This is a genomic window from Acinetobacter sp. LipI_15, from assembly GCF_058242865.1.
In genome coordinates this window covers 1,851,681-1,867,486 of the sequence record NZ_JBZAYN010000001.1, presented here as the reverse complement: position 1 = coordinate 1,867,486, position 15,806 = coordinate 1,851,681, and the positions used below count along the sequence as shown (strand labels likewise).

Below are 15,806 nucleotides of genomic sequence, written 5' to 3'. Positions count from 1 at the left end.
CTGTCTTAATGTCGTGTTTTGATGCTTTAGTTAAGTAAAGTTTTGGCTTGGTTAAATTTATACGTCGATGCTAGCGAGTTGAGGGCAGTTCCGTTAAAATGCTTCAAATTTCAGCAGTTCGTTAGAAGAAAATAAAAATATGAAATCCTTAATTACCTTAGGTAGTAAAACGTCACACGGTGGTGTAGTTTCAGAATGTGAACCTTCATTTGTGATTAATGGTATTGCGGTGCATTTAAACGGTATGAAACATTATTGCCCGAAATGTAATTCGACTGTGGCTGCGATAGCGGCAGATCAAAGTACAACGGTAAAGGGGCGAGGTGTTGTGGTTGCTGGAGATAAAACCACTTGTGGCGCAACATTTTTACCGAATCAATCAATGGTTGGTTCACAAAAATAATCTGCAAATTGACTTTGGGGTCATATAGATAAACTCATTGAGTCCTGTTTAAATCGTATAGATCACTTTATGATGGGTCATCATCAGCTGATTAGATGAGTTTTAGGTGAAAAGCGCGATCCATTTTACCCATGCCAATGGTATTCCTGCTGCAAGTTATCGAAAGTTTTTATCCTACTTTGCACCGCAATTTGATGTGAAGGCGATTCCGCTGATTGGTATGGATGAGCGCTATCCGATCACCAAAGACTGGCGATATTTGGTTGATCAAGTCATAGCAGATATCGAGCACCAATTTCCAAAGCAAAAAGTGATTGGGCTTGGGCATTCTTTTGGTTCTTTAGTCACCCTTATGGCGGCTTATAAACGTCCAGACCTGTTTTCACAACTGATTATTATGGATCCACCTTTCGTAATCGGCCCTAAGTCCGCCATTTTTGAGGGCATGCAAAAATTAAAGCTCAAAGCTGTCGATAAAATTACCCCTGCAGCAATTACACTGAAGCGCAATGATCATTGGTCAAATTTGGATGAAGCCTATACGGCACTACGGAATAATCGTTTATTTAAAAGTTTTGATGCGCAGTGTTTTGAAGATTACATCGCACAAGGCATTCAAGCTGATGAAAAACGCGGTGGCGTGACCCTCAGCATTCCAAAAGCCGTGGAAGCGCAAATTTTCCGTACAGTGCCTGCATGGTGGTGGCGTACTCCACGGAAAGCCCCTCAAATGCCTGTACACCTTATCACCGCAGATAACAGCCATTTTTATAAACAAGGTTTGCCTGACGGAATGAAGAAAACCTATGGTATAGATTATAGTGTAGTTGAAGGCGGGCACATGTTTCCACTTGAGCAGCCGAAACAGACAGCGCTACACGTCATGCAGTACTTACAGCATTAGAAAATAAAATTTGCTCATAAAAAAGGAGACCTGAACGTCTCCTTTTTTTCTCACCGTTAATTTTTAGCGAATCTGGGCTTCGTCTAAATGGCGAGCACCTTCCAAGATCATACGAATCATAATCATGGTTTGTTCGGCAACTTCTTTGCGTTGTTCTGTCGGTAGATCAATGACTTTTGCACCCATGTTAAACACCAATTGGGTAATACCACGTGCCACGATGTCAGGATGAGCCAATTTGCTTTGATTTAAGCGTTCTAGGACGATTAAATCTTCTCTTAATTCTTGTTGGAAATAGTTAAGTTGACGCTCAACTGCATTTTTATAAGAATGCGAACCAGTATAGCCTTCACGGAGTAACAGGCTTAAGTTGCCTTCATCGGCATCTAGCTGCTGAATAAATACTTCAACTGAACTACGAATAATACTGCTTTGGCGTGATGCCTGAAGGCGTGCTTCATGCAAAATTTGACGTAACACACCACCAGCTCGATCAATCAACTCAATGGCTAATTCATCAATATCTTTGAAGTGACGATAAAAACTATTTGGAGCAATGCCAGCTTCACGTGCAACTTCACGCAAACTCAGTGATGAAATACTTTTTTGTGGACCAATTAAATTAAGCGCTGCCTGAAACAGTTCTTCCTTGGTAATTGTTGCTTTACGACCTACAGTGCGAACTGCAAGTGGAGTTTCAGCTTCAGAATGTAAATCTTCCTGGTACATGTTAACCATATTCGTCTGTGCAGACTGAGTCATATTTTTTAATAGATTAAAAACATTAACATATTATAGCGTCTGCTAATAGCTTTTGTGAAAATGTCGATTAAATGCACAAGCGTATATACAAATATATATACATATGTATAATAATTAAAAACCTCCCATGAGTTGTATTTGATTATGCATGTACTCGAAAAAGCGAAAAAGTCTTTAAACGCACTCAAAGACAGTGTTGTAGACGTCAATGCGGTAAATTTCTGGTTGCAGAAATTTAATCCGTTATGGTCTGGTAATCAGGCTCTCGGCAAAATTGTACAAAAAGAAAATGCAGCAAATGAGATGGTCAGCCTAACTATACAGGTGAACCGTTTGTTTAAAATGGGTGAAGCTGGTCAGCATCATCCTGTTTTTGCTCGTGTAAATGGGATCCGTTACGAACGTACTTATAGTTTGACTCAGTTAGATGATCAACACGTATTGCTTAGCGTAAAAAAAGTGAATACGGGTATTGTGAGTACTTGGCTGGTAGAACAAGCACAAGTTGGTGACATCTTAGAATTTGGTCAGCCTTTTGGTGATATGACTTTGGTGTCAAATTCTACACCCTTGCTACTATTGGCTGCGGGTAGTGGTATTACGCCAATGTTGAGTTTGTTGAAAGGGATGAGCAAAACTAAGCAAATTGCGGAGCAACCAATTCAGTTAATGTATTGGGTTAAGTATCACGATGATGCTGCATTCAAATTACGCTTCGAAGCTTTGGCAAATCAATATCCAAACTTTAAATTTCAAATTTTCTTTACCCAAGAAGAAGTTGCTGATCCACGATTAAATGCCGCTCACGCTGCTCAATTTGACACCATTGAGTACAGTACAGTGTTTGCATGTGGTCCATCGGGTTTCGTCACTCAGGCCGAAGCGTTATTTGATCATGCACAATGCTTTATGAGTGAAGCATTTAGCATGAGCCCAATTGCAACGGATGACATTGGCTTTGTGAATGTCACGCTTACACAATCCAATAAAACCGTCAGTATCCCAAAAGGCCAATCAATTCTAGCCAGTCTTGAACAGCAAAATATCAAACCAAATCACGGTTGCCGTATGGGCATTTGTAATAAATGTGCCTGCAACAAAGTTGAAGGTTCGACTAAAAATATGGTCAATGGTAGCCAAAATACAGAGCCGGGTAATTTACTCAAAATTTGTGTGAACTCAGCACAGTCAGATCTTGTTATTGATTTATAAGGTAGAAAAAATATGAACATGCCTGTAAAAATTGAATATTTTAAAAATCCTAAAAACCGTGAGTTAACCCAATCGCAATTAGATGAACTTGCGCGTGAGCTTGACGCGATTAAGCAAGAAGTTTTAGATGACTTAGGTGAAAAGGATGCGAAATACATTCGCCGTGTGTATTCGACCATTCGATATTCATCTATGGCGGGTCGTGCATTATTGTTTGCAGGTTGGTTTCCGCCAGCGTGGATTTTAGGCACAGGTCTTTTAGGTTTTGCCAAAATCATGGAAAACATGGAATTAGGTCATAATGTCATGCATGGTCAATATGACTGGATGAATGATCCTAAATTCAATGGTCAGACTTATGAATGGGATATCGTGGGTACTGCAGATAACTGGCGCCAAACTCACAATTTTAAACATCATACCTATACCAACATTAAAGGTATGGATGATGATATTGGTTATGGTCTCGTTCGTTTGTTCCCAGAACAGCGTTGGAAGCCGGGCTATCTATTACAACCGATTTATAGTATTCCATTTTGCTTATTGTTCCAATGGGGTGTTGCCATTCAAAACCTTGAATTGGGTAAATACTTTAAAGGTCGCAAAACAAAACAACAGACCAAAGAAGAATGGAAGCCAATGCAAGCCAAAATCGGCAAGCAATTATTTAAAGACTATGTGTTCTTCCCGCTTATTGCAGGGCCTGCAGCATTACCTGTACTCACAGGGAACCTCGTTGCGAATGGTCTTCGTAATATTTGGACGTTTAGTATTATTTTCTGTGGTCACTTTACCAAAGATGTTGAAGTTTTCCCGAAAAAAGTACTTGAAAATGAAAGTCGTGGACATTGGTACATGCGCCAAATTCGTGGTTCTTCAAACCTTACCGGTTCAGAAGCATTTCATATTTTGACAGGGCATTTAAGCCATCAGATCGAACACCATTTATACCCAGATGTTCCTGCGCGTCGTTATCGTAAAATGGCGCCAAAAGTACAGGCCGTATGTGAAAAATATGGTTTGAACTATAACAACGCAAGCTTAGTGAAACAGTACGGCAGTGTACTAAAACGTATTGTGAAATATGCGTTTCCATTTAAAAAGTAATAAAAGCTACGCTTGAGTTACTGGATCAAAAAAGCCATGCATTTGCATGGCTTTTTTATATTAACTTTGGGGTAAATATTTACTTCACTTTTTGATATGTAATTTGAGGATCTTAATCAAATTCATATAATTTCCTTTTTTAGCCATACGAATGACCAATTCAATTTCTTCTTTCGTCCACATCTGGCGAGTGGCTGAGAAGGCAAATTGAGCAAGGAGTACAAATGGATTTTCGCCAAATTTAATATGGAGGCCTTTGACATATTTCGGTGGATTGAATTGATTCATATTCTTTTCCCGCTTTTAATATTTGACCGCATTATTTCTAATTAATGAGAAAAATAGCACACTATAAAGCCAAAATAAAAGCAGAATTTTCAAAATTTAATCATATATTAGAGCGACTTAAATTTAAGTTTGTGATTGTTAACTTTGATTAATAAAACAAACTAAATCACTCGACTTTAGTCGAGTTCCGGTAGGCGCTTATCCTGTCCATTCATGAAATGGTGGGTGGCCAATTCGAACATAGCGAGGTCTTCATCACTATTTCCATAGGCATAAACATACTCGTAGTCTTGAAGGTTAAATTGCTCCAAAACGCGAATTTTCTTTTGCTCACCACTACAGTCTAAGGTTTCATATAAACCAGTCAGTTTTTGGTTATTGGTTGCAGTTTCAGTACAGATCAGTTTGACCCCGAGCTTTTCAGCCACAGGTTTAAGATATAAATCGACGGATGCAGAAACCAATACAACTTCATGACCGCGTTTTTGGTGTTGCTGTAATTGTTCATACAGTGAAGGATTGAGTTCTGCCATCAAATGTTCAGCATATTGCGCTGCTTGATTTAAAACCTGCTCATGATTGGCTTGGCTAAACATTGCAGCATAAAGGCGAGGACGCATTGCATGTGCAGGATATAGCTTGAGATAATAGCCTTGAATCCAAGGGAGAATTTTAATCCCTTGGCGCACGATATGCCGTTTAGGCAGGGAATAGAAGATGAACCCTGTAAAACTGTCTTTGTTACACAGGGTTCCGTCAAAATCAAATAAGGCTAGAGTTTTAGATTTTTGATGCGGCGCATGCATGTTTGATAACGTCCATCGACTCGTGTGGCAAACCAATTGGTATTGTAATCACGGCTTAATTTCGGCCCCGAAATTACGACTTCAGGCATCATGGCATAAAACGGTTCTTTACCAGTCTTTTCTTGGTACAACTTTTTGACCGCTTTATACGTCAAAGTATCTTCAAAGTCCTGATCTTTTTCTTTTTTAAGATCTGAACGAATTTGACGTGGCGTCGCGATCACATTGTTTTCTGCAAAAACGGCAATCAGCGCGGTTTCAGACTGGCTTTTAGCTGAACGTGGAGAACCATCTTTATTATAAAGTAAGAGGTCACCATCTAAATCGAGCTCAGCAGGGGTTAAGTCATTCAACATGCTTTGGAATGCCGCATTACGACTCGAATAACGACCCGAGTTATAATCTGCAAAACGATAAATCGGTTTGTCATATTCAGCCGGGTACATCATTAAACGGTGAATGCCGTAATACAAACCGCCATATTGGCTATACATATCTGTACGTAGTGCCGCAATATTTCCACCTTGGCGCTTATGGTCTTTGGCATAGCCTATATGGACCTGCATCGAACCTAAAGTGGTAATGGGGTTGAGCTTTTCACCAATATCTTGTCCAACCAATTTCGCCGCGCCTGTTAACGCACTCACGTGATAGTGTTTAGACATATAGTCAAAAATTTCACGATATAGCTCGTCTAGCTCACGTTCAGTTTGAACGCGGCGCATTTGGCTCAAATAGTTATCTTCAGGACTCGGCTGATTTTTTAACACATCTTGGAAATAGCCAGCGACTGTACCACCGATGCCATCACCCAATTTATCTTTAAACTTTTCTTCAAGACGATCTTGAACTTCTTTAACGGCTTTTTCACCGAGCCCCGGCACATGTGGGTCAGCAACAAAATTGGACTCTTGATCGACCACAGCAACAATCGTACAGACATTTTCTTTCGTGGTCGGAATACCGAGCTGATCACTAATGTCGTAGATATCATTGGCCCATGACAGACGATCATTCACGCGAGGTGGAATGGCTTTTTTAATCTGTTCCGCTTCCATAGTGGGTTCATCTTTGCTCCACCATGAACCATTACCACAGGCAGTCAAGCCAATGGATAAAGCCAGTACAGAAAGGGATTTAAAGCATAATGTGGTCGAAAAAGTTTTGTTCATATTTTCCAATAAACTCAGCCATATGGGGGCGACAAAGCAGGAGCAGTATACTATGCAAAATACATAAGTAATGAATAAATATGTATATGCCTCATAGGTGACTGTCAATCTATTTATGGAGATCTACACGTGTAGAAACAAGCAGTTTGGTTGGGATGATTGGAAAAAGAATGCTTTTTGAGCTAAATAGATGAATATTCCAATATCATTTTCAACAGATTATAAAAAATGCAGGTATATACTAGCTGAAATCCATAAATTTTTTAAGGGGATTATTATGCCAGCTAAATTTTTCAGTCGTTTCTTGGGTTTGATTGCGTTAGTTATGGTATTGGGGGCAATCATTATTAACTTTGTTGTGGCTAAACCGATGGTGGAATATTGGATCTTACTCTTACTACCTTGTTTTGCCGTTCCAATTTTAACCTCAGTGATGATCACGAAGGATGAAAATCTTTAACATCATCGTTCAGTAAATCTATTTTTCAATCCAATAGATGAACACTAATCAGTCTTTGCAAAAAGCTCACATCGGGTGGGCTTTTTTGTTGATGTGTCCAAAGTCTTTTATACTGTGCAAATGAGAAATTTAAAACGCCAGCACAAATTAACGGTATCAACCGTGATTTGGTCAACGGAACAAGATGCCGTGTTGATCGAACATGCAGATTTAGCTATGTCTGAATTAATCCAGCGCTTGGGATTTAGTGAAGAAGACATTTTACAAAGAAAAGAAGTATTAGGTTTAAACCGGCGGGCACGTCAAATTCAACGTTTATATTTTAAATAATTGAAGTCAAATTCATTGAAAGCTGCGAAAGACTTAAAAATGCCTGTGAATTTAAAAACCCACTATCTGTGGGCTTTTAAATTTTTGCTCAATTATTTTGCAACAGCTTCAGAAGCAGGTGCCGCTTCAGTTGCGTCTTGAGCAACTTCAGTCGTTTGAACTTCAGATGCAGCAGCTTCAACTTTTTGTTCTTCAGCAGCAAATGTAGTTGCAGCCGCCGTCGAGATAAGTGCAGCAAAAAGTGCTTTATTTAAAGTTTTCATGATTCAATCTTCAGTCTATTTTTGGAAAAATAACTTAATGTATTAATCATGAGAAACGTGTAATTAAAATAGATTGTTCTGTGTCCAAATTGTGAATTTCAACGAAAAAATTATCAAATTAAATCAGTATTTTGAAGTCTATCACAAAATAATATGTGCCATTCAATTGCCGTTTATTATTTGAAAGCTTTAAAAAGAAAAACCCGAATAAATCGGGAAGTATATTTTACGTTGTTATTACAGCGAAACTTACCCACTTTTCGCTTAATTATAATTTATCGCACAATTATGACGCCATGATGAAACGGAGGTTATTCAGCAGGGCATTCAATTTTGAGTTTTTCTTTGTAATAGTCCTGTGCAATCTTCAAATCATTCAACATTTTATCTTGAGTATAGTCTTGGGCTGCGAGTTTGAGCATGGCAGGCATGTAGTTAGTTTTATATTCATGAGGGTAGTCATGACATAAGACTTGTGTTTTTTCCTTAATAGATGTGCTTGGGGCATCTAAAACATCAAGGTATTGACTGATTTGCGCATCTGACTGCTCAAATTGTTGAGTCGCTTGTTCCGTTGTTTAATCAGCGTTTTGGCTTTCAGCTGCAGCTACCTCGTCATTCGGTTGTTGGCAGGCAGTCAATATGGTAGCGAAAAATATAAAAGAGAGAATTTTCAATTTTTTCATAAAGTTCAACTCACTGATGTGAATTTATAGATTTAAGTTTTCAATGATTTTAGCAGTATCCCTCTATAGTAACACCTGTACAGGCAGATCTGCTGAAAGTCTGATGTTGAATCGATAGTGTGTTAGCTAGAAGGTATATGCATAACTTTCAACGACTCTTAAGCAAAAGCGTAGAAATTTTTGTTTGGAATTACTAGGGTGTGTTGACATTTACAGCCGATAAATTGAGCTAAAGAGGCAACCATATAAATATACAAGCTAAAGCAACAGCGCTTTGATAGTTACGTTTTAGCTTATCGTATCTTGTGGCAATTCCTCTAAATTGTTTTAATCTACAAAATGCATTTTCAACTAAATGTCTGATTTTATACATATACCAGTCCATATCATCATTGCTAGATTTGGCATTTGATCTTCGAGGAATGTTTGCTTTCGTATTACTTTCTCTAATTTTCTTTCTGAAACTTTCTGAATCATAGCCTTTATCTGCACATAGCATTTCTGACTCTGTTAAATCTAATTTTGATACAAGATCAGGTGCAACCTTAATATCATGTGAAGTTCCATCTGAAATAATAAATTCAATAGGATTACCATTTGAATCGATTGCTAAATGTATTTTTGAACTATTACCACCAATACTTTTGGAAATACTTTGATTCTTAATACCAGCTGAATGTTGATGCGCTCGTACATGGCTCCCATCGATAAAAATCCACTCTTTATCAGCATGCTGGCTGAATAATTTAAAAATATTCATAAACTTACTATTTTTAGACCATCGATTATATTTCTTAAAAATAGAATTTGATTTACCAAACTCTTGAGGTAAATCACGCCAAGGACAGCCTGTTCTAATTCGAAATAAAATCGCTTCAATAAAATTCCGTAAATTTAATTTGAGATAAATATTAAAGTGACGGAAAATAGCAAGTAACTTGGACCAGTGTTGATCATTTAGCATTGTTCGAGGCATAGCGAGTGTAAAATTGGGTTTGGCGATTTAATTTTACTATCTCGCTATTTTTTTAATCAACAAATGTCAACAGACCCTAAACTATCGCATTGCAAATTTGCCGTCCAATTCCGAAGCTTCAAATTCCTCAATTTAAGCGTTGAACGATGTTGATGTTCATTGTCATCATTCAATTGCATAATCATTGCCATGAAACGTTTTTACGCTCAACAGATTTTGCGAACATACATTTGAATTTAGCATTGTTAAAAGTGGATTCGAAGATTTCGAATGTGGTTCGGGTATCATTTGCTAAATATAGCTAGAGGTTAAAACATTGAGTCAACATCCTGTCATTCAAGAATTATTCGATCGTCCCATCGAGAGAAAACTGTGGGTGGCACCTATGGCAGGTGGGTTAGATTACGTTACTATTTACAATAACATCCAATTTAACGAGCATCAAAAGTGCATTATCTAACCAAAATTATTAACGGAATAACAATTTGCTTCCTAGCATCAGTGAACTGCTATGCTAAAGATGAACCATCAAATGCTCATAATGTAATTGAATTTAAATGGTACGAAGCCAAAAATAATTACAACAGAATAATCAGAGAGTCTAGAGAAGCCAAAAGGAATGATAGTGATTGTGAGGAAAAACTGGATAGCTGTGATAAAGATATGAAAAGCTATCTTTATTACCGGAAACCATTAGCTGCCGCAAAAGCTCGCTTAGATGCAGCTGAAAGCAAGCTATATGAGAAAATGTCATTAGAATTTGATGCAGATAATGTTGGTGTTCAGAAAGATTAATACTTTTATAAGAAGCGGCGTAATCAGAAAAGTCTTGTCGCGTTAAAGAATAGATATTCTTTTCAGAAATATCTAAACTAGCGATATGCTGTAGTGCTCCTGTTTTTGTCCTAGCAAAACTGTCCGCCTCATCCAAATACTGAAATATGAATTCTCTGAGTGTTTTTGCTTAAGTTGCACCTCAGGGTTCAACATTTTTTCAGGGTGCAATTCAATTTCTGCCTCTGCGCGTTTAATCCACTCATCAGCCAAAGACTTTTAGCTAAATGTTTTGGATTGCTTGAATTCTGGGTAGCCTTGAAGTTGTACGCGGACTTGAGCTCTATACCGAGTTGTACCGTCTTTTGTTTGTCGCTTAGTGACTGTACCTATGAATTTGCAACATTGAAATTTCGTGATGCAAATAGGTGCAACTAAAGAGCATTAAAAGTCAATACGGAGCGACTAAACGAAGTTAAACGAGGTTAAAGATTTTGAGTAAAAACAATGTCATTCAAGAATTGTTCGATCGTCCCATCGAGAGAAAACTGTGGGTGGCACCTATGGCAGGGGTTACAGATCGCCCATTTCGTACACTTTGCAAATACTTTGGTGCAGGTCATGCGGTCAGTGAAATGATGACGGCAGATAAGACACTACGCATGAGTAAAAAGAGTCTTTATCGTGCCAATTTTGATGGTGAAATAGCGCCTATTTCTGCCCAAATTGCAGGGTCAGATCCAGCTGAACTGGCTGAAGCCGCTCGCTATCAAGTGGCAAATGGTGCGCAAATTGTCGACATTAATATGGGATGTCCCGCGAAGAAAGTCTGTAATAAGTTAGCAGGTTCAGCGCTGCTCAAAGATGAAGACTTAGTGGCTCGCATTTTAGATGCTGTGGTTGATGCAGTTGATGTGCCCGTGACCTTAAAAACCCGTTTGGGCTATCTCAATGGTCATGAAAACATTATGCGCGTTGCGAAACGTGCCGAAGAAGCTGGGATTGCTGCATTGGCGCTTCATGGTCGTACACGTGAAGATATGTATCTGAATACGGCGCGTTATAGCTTAATTAAAGATGTGAAATCGTTGATCAATATTCCTGTGATTGCCAATGGTGATATTGATACACCTGAAAAAGCCAAATATGTATTGGATTATACTGGTGCCGATGCAGTCATGATTGGTCGCGCAGCTCAAGGTCGCCCATGGATATTCCGTGAAATTGGACATTACCTGACGACAGGTGAGCATATGGCTGCGCCAAGTATTATGGAAGTTCGTGACGTATTGCTCGGACATTTGTCTGAATTATATGGTTTTTATGGTGAATATTCAGGTTGTCGAATTTCACGTAAACATATTGCTTGGTACACAAAGGGTTTACGCTCTAGTAATGAGTTCCGCCAAAATATGTATAAAGTTGAATCTACAGCAGATCAATATAAAGTCGTCGAGAACTATTTTAATCACTTACTCGATCATGGTCAGATCATGAGTGATGTTCAAGTTGATCAGGTCAATTTGCTTGAAACCAAATAACTTAAAGCCAATCGAAATGGATCTGTGCAATGTGATACAAAGTAAGTCGATTTAAGCTAGTTAGATTTATTTGAAATAGATTTAACTAACTTTATTCAAATGATCTAAAACAAATATTTAAATTGTGCATCGATGACAGCCTAAATTGCACATAAAAAGCCCTCAATGTTGAGGGCTTTTTATTAGGCATTCATGTTTAAATGATGCGTTGAGCGAGGTCTTAGTTAAAGCGCATTTCTAAAACCAATTGATTGATCAAGTCGGGTGCTTCCAATTCACGTATTTGAGAGACATTGGTTCCTGCCCAAAATGCACCATATTCATGTACGCCATGCTTGCTGGCTGCTGCATGTAATTGTTTGCCTAAATCATAGCTATATGGGTAAGCCGGAACGGTTGGGCGAGTCGGCGTATCAATATCTGTGTGCCAGTTATTGATAATGCCACGTGCAGGCCGGCCTGAAATACTTGATGTAATCTGCGTGATGGGCGCATCAAATAGTGCTTTGCGATAAGCCTCATTTGCATTTGATGTTTTGCATTGCACAAAAGCAGTGCCCAGTTGAACAGCATCTGCACCCAACTCCATAATTTGATAGGCCTGATGTCCATTCATAATGCCACCAGCTGCAACAACGGGGCATTGAATATGGCGTTTCAAGAGCTGAACTAAGTCACGAGTTTTAACGCTGCTATCGAAGTTTTCATTGAAAATGCCACGGTGACCACCAGCTTCAATACCTTGAGCAATCACGATATCAATACCCGCAGCTTCGATCAGTTTAGCTTCTGCTAAATTGGTTGCAGAAACTAGAGTCAAAATACCCGCTTGTTTTAAGGCCTGAATTTGATGTGGGTGCGGAATGCCAAAATGAAAACTCACCGCTTTAGGGCGCGTTTCCAATACGAGGTTTAGAAACTGGTCATTGTCTTTAAAGCTTGGATAAATACAGTTGAGTGCTTCTGGAGCTTCTGCATTATATTGGGCAAAGCGTGATTTAAATTGCATGATCCATTTGGCAGCAACTTGCTCATCGAGTTCTACAGTGTCATGACAAAAGAAATTGACCTGAAAAGGTTGGTCAGTAAGTTCTTGAGTTTGTAATATTTGCTGACGTGCATTCTCAACACTGCTTGCACCTAAACCCAGTGAACCAAGCCCACCTTGATTTGACACTTCTGCAGCAAGCTCAGATGTAGAAACACCTGCCATCGGGGCAAGAAATATAGGGTGTTTGATGCCAAGTTTTTCTAATAAAGTCATGTGCATACTCCAATCACTCTAATTACTTTGCCCAAGCGAGTGAAATTAAGCAAATAATATTCGTTATTTCATATCGAAATGGCCTGGAGCCTGCACCAATGCTGTGCTTAAAATTAAGCGACACCTCATGTCGTATTGATGATGTATGACCCGACTTTTGAGGTTGATCCTATTAAAATTAATGCTCTGATCATTTTAAATTTTAAAACTCTCCCATGTCTGAACGTATCCGTGAAAAACTGCAAATTTTAGCCGATGCTGCCAAATATGATGTCTCATGTTCTTCGAGTGGTAGCAAGCGCCAAAATAAAGACAAAGGTCTGGGTAACACTGGAAACGGTATTTGCCATAGCTATACCGAAGATGGCCGCTGCGTATCATTGTTAAAAATTCTATTTTCCAATGTCTGTATTTTTGACTGTGCATATTGTGTGTCCCGTCGGAGTAACGATGTAAAGCGCGCAGCATTTACGGTACAGGAAGTGGTCGATTTGACCATGAACTTTTATCGTCGGAACTATATTGAGGGGCTATTTTTAAGTTCGGGGATTTTTAAATCGGCGGATTACACCATGGAGCGCATGTTGCAAGTGGTGAAAAAGCTGCGTTTAGAAGAAAATTTTAATGGTTATATTCATCTGAAGACTATTCCGGGGGCATCTCAGGAAATCATTACCGAAGCAGGTTTATATGTAGACCGTATGAGCATTAATTTGGAAATGCCGACAGAAGATGGTTTAAAAAAATTTGCACCTGAAAAAAGCCATGTCGAAGTTCAAAAGGACTTAGGTATCGTCCGAGATCGTTTGATTCAATTCAAAGATGAACGAAAAATAATACGCACTGTACCTAAATTTGTACCCGCAGGACAAACGACGCAAATGGTGGTGGGCGCACATCAAGAGTCTGACCGTGATGTAATACTGATGGCAGACCGTCATTACAAAGAGTTTAAGCTTAAGCGTGTGTATTACTCAGGTTATATTCCCATTAATGAAGAGGAGCGTGCGCTGCCAGCTGTGGGGTCTGCGCCACCGTTATTACGAGAAAATCGGTTGTATCAAAGTGACTGGTTGATGCGCTTTTATGGTTTTGAAGCGACGGAATTGGTCGATGAAGAGCATCCAAATTTAGAGCTGGATATTGACCCAAAATTAGCGTGGGCACTGCGTCATCCAGAGCAATTTCCCGTGGATATCAATCGTGCAGAATATCAGATGATCTTGCGAGTGCCGGGTATTGGTGTGCGTTCTGCTCAAAAAATTGTTCAAGCACGACGATTTGGGAAAATCCATATCGACCAATTAAAACGTATGGGTATTTCCTACAATAGAGCACAACATTTTATACGTTGTGAAGATTCTCCCAAATTTATTCGAGATCAACAGCCACATCAAATACGTCAGCAGATCTTGCAAAGTGGTCAGTCGAAATATACGCAGCAAGTTTCTCCACAATTGAACTTAGGATTTTAGGATACAGTCGTGAGTATTTATGTCTTTGATGGCACGATGACAGGATTGCTAAGCTGTATTTTTCGGGCCTTTCAATTTAAGCAATTTGACATTCAGATTTGTACAGATGGGCAAGTGCAGGCAGGTCTTTTCGCCGAAGTCATTGATGTGGCTAGTCACGATGAACAAGCACAGCGGGTATGGCAAGGATTAAAGCTTAAAGCATCTGAAAGTGCTTTGAAGCAGTTTTATTATGCGTTTTTATCCGAGCAGCAGCGGGCTTTTCAACATTGTTTTAATTTTGCGATTTATGTGTTCCAGCAACAGCGTGATGTGTCTAAAAACTATGGTCATGCTGATGTATTAGGGATGAGTCAGTGGGCGAAGCAAGTGGGGCGTGAAAAGCACCGAATGGAAGCTTTTGTGCGTTTTAAAAAATGTCAGGATGGCTTGTTTATCAGTTTAGTCTCACCTGACTTTAATGTATTGCCTTTGATCGAACGGCATTTCAAATCACGCTATCAAGATCAACGTTGGCTGATTTACGATGAAAAACGCAATTATGGCATTTATTATGATTTAAAACAGGTGCATCAAGTGGATATGGATGCCACAACCATAGATAGGCAAATACAATCAGGCCATAGTCAATCCTTTAATATCGAACTGGATGATGATGAGGTTTTGTATGATCAGCTTTGGAAAGATTATTTTAGAAGTGTCAATATTGAAGCCCGACGTAATATGAAATTACATGTGCAGTATGTGCCACGTCGTTATTGGCGTTATATGAATGAGAAAGCGATTTAAGTGTGAATCATCTAGTTGTTTTCGGGCATAATGATTGCGCTTTTGATTGTTTAAGTGAGACTTTGATGAAATTATTTCTTGTTACAACCGTTCTGACGGCAATGACGCTCACGGCGTGTTCTGCAAATGAACAAGAAAAGAAAACATTCAATCCGCAAAGTTATCAAGTTGCCGATACAGCGGGATTACAACAACGCTTTGAACAATTAAATCAGACTCTAGCAGCTGATTTCAGCCAACTAAAAAAAGTAGAAAGTATGGCTTTTTCAGATCAATCCGCTTTAGATGTTCAGAACTTAAAAACTTTAAATCAGCATTTTGTTGCCAATACCGCTTTAAAAAGCTCCAAAATTGCCTATTGCGAAGTAATGAATCATTATTTTTCTGAAATGTATCATCTCGGACATGTGAACTTAGCCTTGGTGAAAGACGTTAAACTGCCAAATGCCGCAAACGAAGATTTGAGTCAGGTATTTGCGAATGCAGACCAATTTTATGATTTTATTATCAACCGCTATACTACATACAAACAGGCACAAGAAACTATGCAATATGGTTGTAATCTAAAAGCAGCTCTGACAGATTAAAAAAGCC

18 protein-coding genes and 1 pseudogene are annotated in these 15,806 nt (G+C 38.9%); 11 read left to right on the top strand and 8 right to left on the bottom strand.

Features of this window, described 5'->3' with window-relative positions; all coding sequences use genetic code 11:
• Positions 1–139: 139 nt before the first annotated feature.
• Both AC4CU0_RS08975 and AC4CU0_RS08970 read left to right on the top strand, forming a co-directional pair.
• Positions 140–403: a PAAR domain-containing protein gene (locus AC4CU0_RS08975; RefSeq protein WP_078193592.1), complete on the top strand. Its 264-nt coding sequence runs from the start codon at positions 140–142 to the stop codon at positions 401–403.
• A gap of 106 nt (positions 404–509) precedes the next feature.
• A complete protein-coding gene (locus AC4CU0_RS08970; RefSeq protein WP_490742974.1) occupies positions 510–1,307 on the top strand; it encodes an alpha/beta fold hydrolase in 798 nt (265 codons plus the stop codon).
• A 63-nt stretch (positions 1,308–1,370) separates the two neighbouring features.
• On the opposite strand, the gene fabR is transcribed toward AC4CU0_RS08970, so the two are convergent.
• The gene (fabR, locus tag AC4CU0_RS08965) at positions 1,371–2,069 is read right to left on the bottom strand and encodes an HTH-type transcriptional repressor FabR (RefSeq protein WP_490742973.1); all 699 of its coding nucleotides are present in this window, start codon (positions 2,067–2,069) and stop codon (positions 1,371–1,373) included.
• 144 nt (positions 2,070–2,213) lie between these two features.
• Here fabR and AC4CU0_RS08960 point away from each other — a divergent pair, with 144 nt between their 5' ends.
• Positions 2,214–3,281 (top strand): ferredoxin reductase, encoded by a 1,068-nt coding sequence (locus tag AC4CU0_RS08960; RefSeq protein ID WP_490742972.1) that lies wholly within the window; start codon positions 2,214–2,216, stop codon positions 3,279–3,281.
• Between the two features lie 12 nt (positions 3,282–3,293).
• Positions 3,294–4,388: a fatty acid desaturase family protein gene (locus AC4CU0_RS08955; RefSeq protein ID WP_078193588.1), complete on the top strand. Its 1,095-nt coding sequence runs from the start codon at positions 3,294–3,296 to the stop codon at positions 4,386–4,388.
• A gap of 84 nt (positions 4,389–4,472) precedes the next feature.
• Here the strand turns inward: AC4CU0_RS08955 and AC4CU0_RS08950 are convergent, their stop codons facing one another.
• From AC4CU0_RS08950 to AC4CU0_RS08940, 3 genes are all read right to left on the bottom strand, one after another.
• Positions 4,473–4,676, bottom strand: coding sequence for a hypothetical protein (locus AC4CU0_RS08950; RefSeq protein WP_078188800.1), 204 nt, complete (start codon positions 4,674–4,676; stop codon positions 4,473–4,475).
• A 176-nt stretch (positions 4,677–4,852) separates the two neighbouring features.
• Positions 4,853–5,482 (bottom strand): HAD-IB family hydrolase, encoded by a 630-nt coding sequence (locus AC4CU0_RS08945; RefSeq protein ID WP_490742971.1) that lies wholly within the window; start codon positions 5,480–5,482, stop codon positions 4,853–4,855.
• On the bottom strand, positions 5,449–6,654 hold the full coding sequence (locus AC4CU0_RS08940) for a DUF1615 domain-containing protein (RefSeq protein ID WP_490742970.1): 1,206 nt from the start codon (positions 6,652–6,654) through the stop codon (positions 5,449–5,451). The genes AC4CU0_RS08945 and AC4CU0_RS08940 overlap by 34 nt, the downstream gene beginning before the upstream one ends.
• Positions 6,655–6,931: 277 nt before the next feature.
• Here AC4CU0_RS08940 and AC4CU0_RS08935 point away from each other — a divergent pair, with 277 nt between their 5' ends.
• Positions 6,932–7,114: a hypothetical protein gene (locus tag AC4CU0_RS08935; protein WP_168377709.1), complete on the top strand. Its 183-nt coding sequence runs from the start codon at positions 6,932–6,934 to the stop codon at positions 7,112–7,114.
• A 120-nt stretch (positions 7,115–7,234) separates the two neighbouring features.
• Positions 7,235–7,444: an acyl-CoA thioesterase gene (locus AC4CU0_RS08930; RefSeq protein WP_180007934.1), complete on the top strand. Its 210-nt coding sequence runs from the start codon at positions 7,235–7,237 to the stop codon at positions 7,442–7,444.
• Positions 7,445–7,536: 92 nt separating this feature from the next.
• On the opposite strand, the gene AC4CU0_RS08925 is transcribed toward AC4CU0_RS08930, so the two are convergent.
• Together AC4CU0_RS08925 and AC4CU0_RS08920 are read right to left on the bottom strand one after the other, a co-directional pair.
• Positions 7,537–7,707: a hypothetical protein gene (locus tag AC4CU0_RS08925; RefSeq protein ID WP_490742969.1), complete on the bottom strand. Its 171-nt coding sequence runs from the start codon at positions 7,705–7,707 to the stop codon at positions 7,537–7,539.
• Positions 7,708–8,622: 915 nt separating this feature from the next.
• The gene (locus AC4CU0_RS08920) at positions 8,623–9,369 is read right to left on the bottom strand and encodes an IS5 family transposase (RefSeq protein ID WP_026056797.1); all 747 of its coding nucleotides are present in this window, start codon (positions 9,367–9,369) and stop codon (positions 8,623–8,625) included.
• A 447-nt stretch (positions 9,370–9,816) separates the two neighbouring features.
• On the opposite strand from AC4CU0_RS08920, the gene AC4CU0_RS08915 reads away from it, so the two are divergent.
• A complete protein-coding gene (locus AC4CU0_RS08915; protein ID WP_168377460.1) occupies positions 9,817–10,164 on the top strand; it encodes a hypothetical protein in 348 nt (115 codons plus the stop codon).
• Positions 10,165–10,180: 16 nt separating this feature from the next.
• Here the strand turns inward: AC4CU0_RS08915 and AC4CU0_RS08910 are convergent.
• Positions 10,181–10,536, bottom strand: a pseudogene (locus AC4CU0_RS08910) (tyrosine-type recombinase/integrase); the annotation flags it as partial.
• 128 nt (positions 10,537–10,664) lie between these two features.
• On the opposite strand from AC4CU0_RS08910, the gene dusB reads away from it, so the two are divergent.
• Positions 10,665–11,684: a tRNA dihydrouridine synthase DusB gene (gene dusB / locus AC4CU0_RS08905; RefSeq protein ID WP_257222171.1), complete on the top strand. Its 1,020-nt coding sequence runs from the start codon at positions 10,665–10,667 to the stop codon at positions 11,682–11,684.
• 220 nt (positions 11,685–11,904) lie between these two features.
• On the opposite strand, the gene AC4CU0_RS08900 is transcribed toward dusB, so the two are convergent.
• On the bottom strand, positions 11,905–12,948 hold the full coding sequence (locus AC4CU0_RS08900) for an NAD(P)H-dependent flavin oxidoreductase (RefSeq protein WP_490742968.1): 1,044 nt from the start codon (positions 12,946–12,948) through the stop codon (positions 11,905–11,907).
• A gap of 215 nt (positions 12,949–13,163) precedes the next feature.
• Between AC4CU0_RS08900 and AC4CU0_RS08895 the strand changes: the two genes are divergently transcribed.
• The 3 genes from AC4CU0_RS08895 (at position 13,164) to AC4CU0_RS08885 (ending at position 15,799) form a co-directional block, all read left to right on the top strand.
• Complete coding sequence (locus AC4CU0_RS08895; protein WP_180106200.1) at positions 13,164–14,423, top strand: putative DNA modification/repair radical SAM protein; 1,260 nt, start codon at positions 13,164–13,166, stop codon at positions 14,421–14,423.
• A 9-nt stretch (positions 14,424–14,432) separates the two neighbouring features.
• On the top strand, positions 14,433–15,212 hold the full coding sequence (locus AC4CU0_RS08890) for a TIGR03915 family putative DNA repair protein (protein ID WP_490742967.1): 780 nt from the start codon (positions 14,433–14,435) through the stop codon (positions 15,210–15,212).
• A gap of 65 nt (positions 15,213–15,277) precedes the next feature.
• On the top strand, positions 15,278–15,799 hold the full coding sequence (locus AC4CU0_RS08885; RefSeq protein ID WP_490743488.1) for a hypothetical protein: 522 nt from the start codon (positions 15,278–15,280) through the stop codon (positions 15,797–15,799).
• Positions 15,800–15,806: the final 7 nt, after the last annotated feature.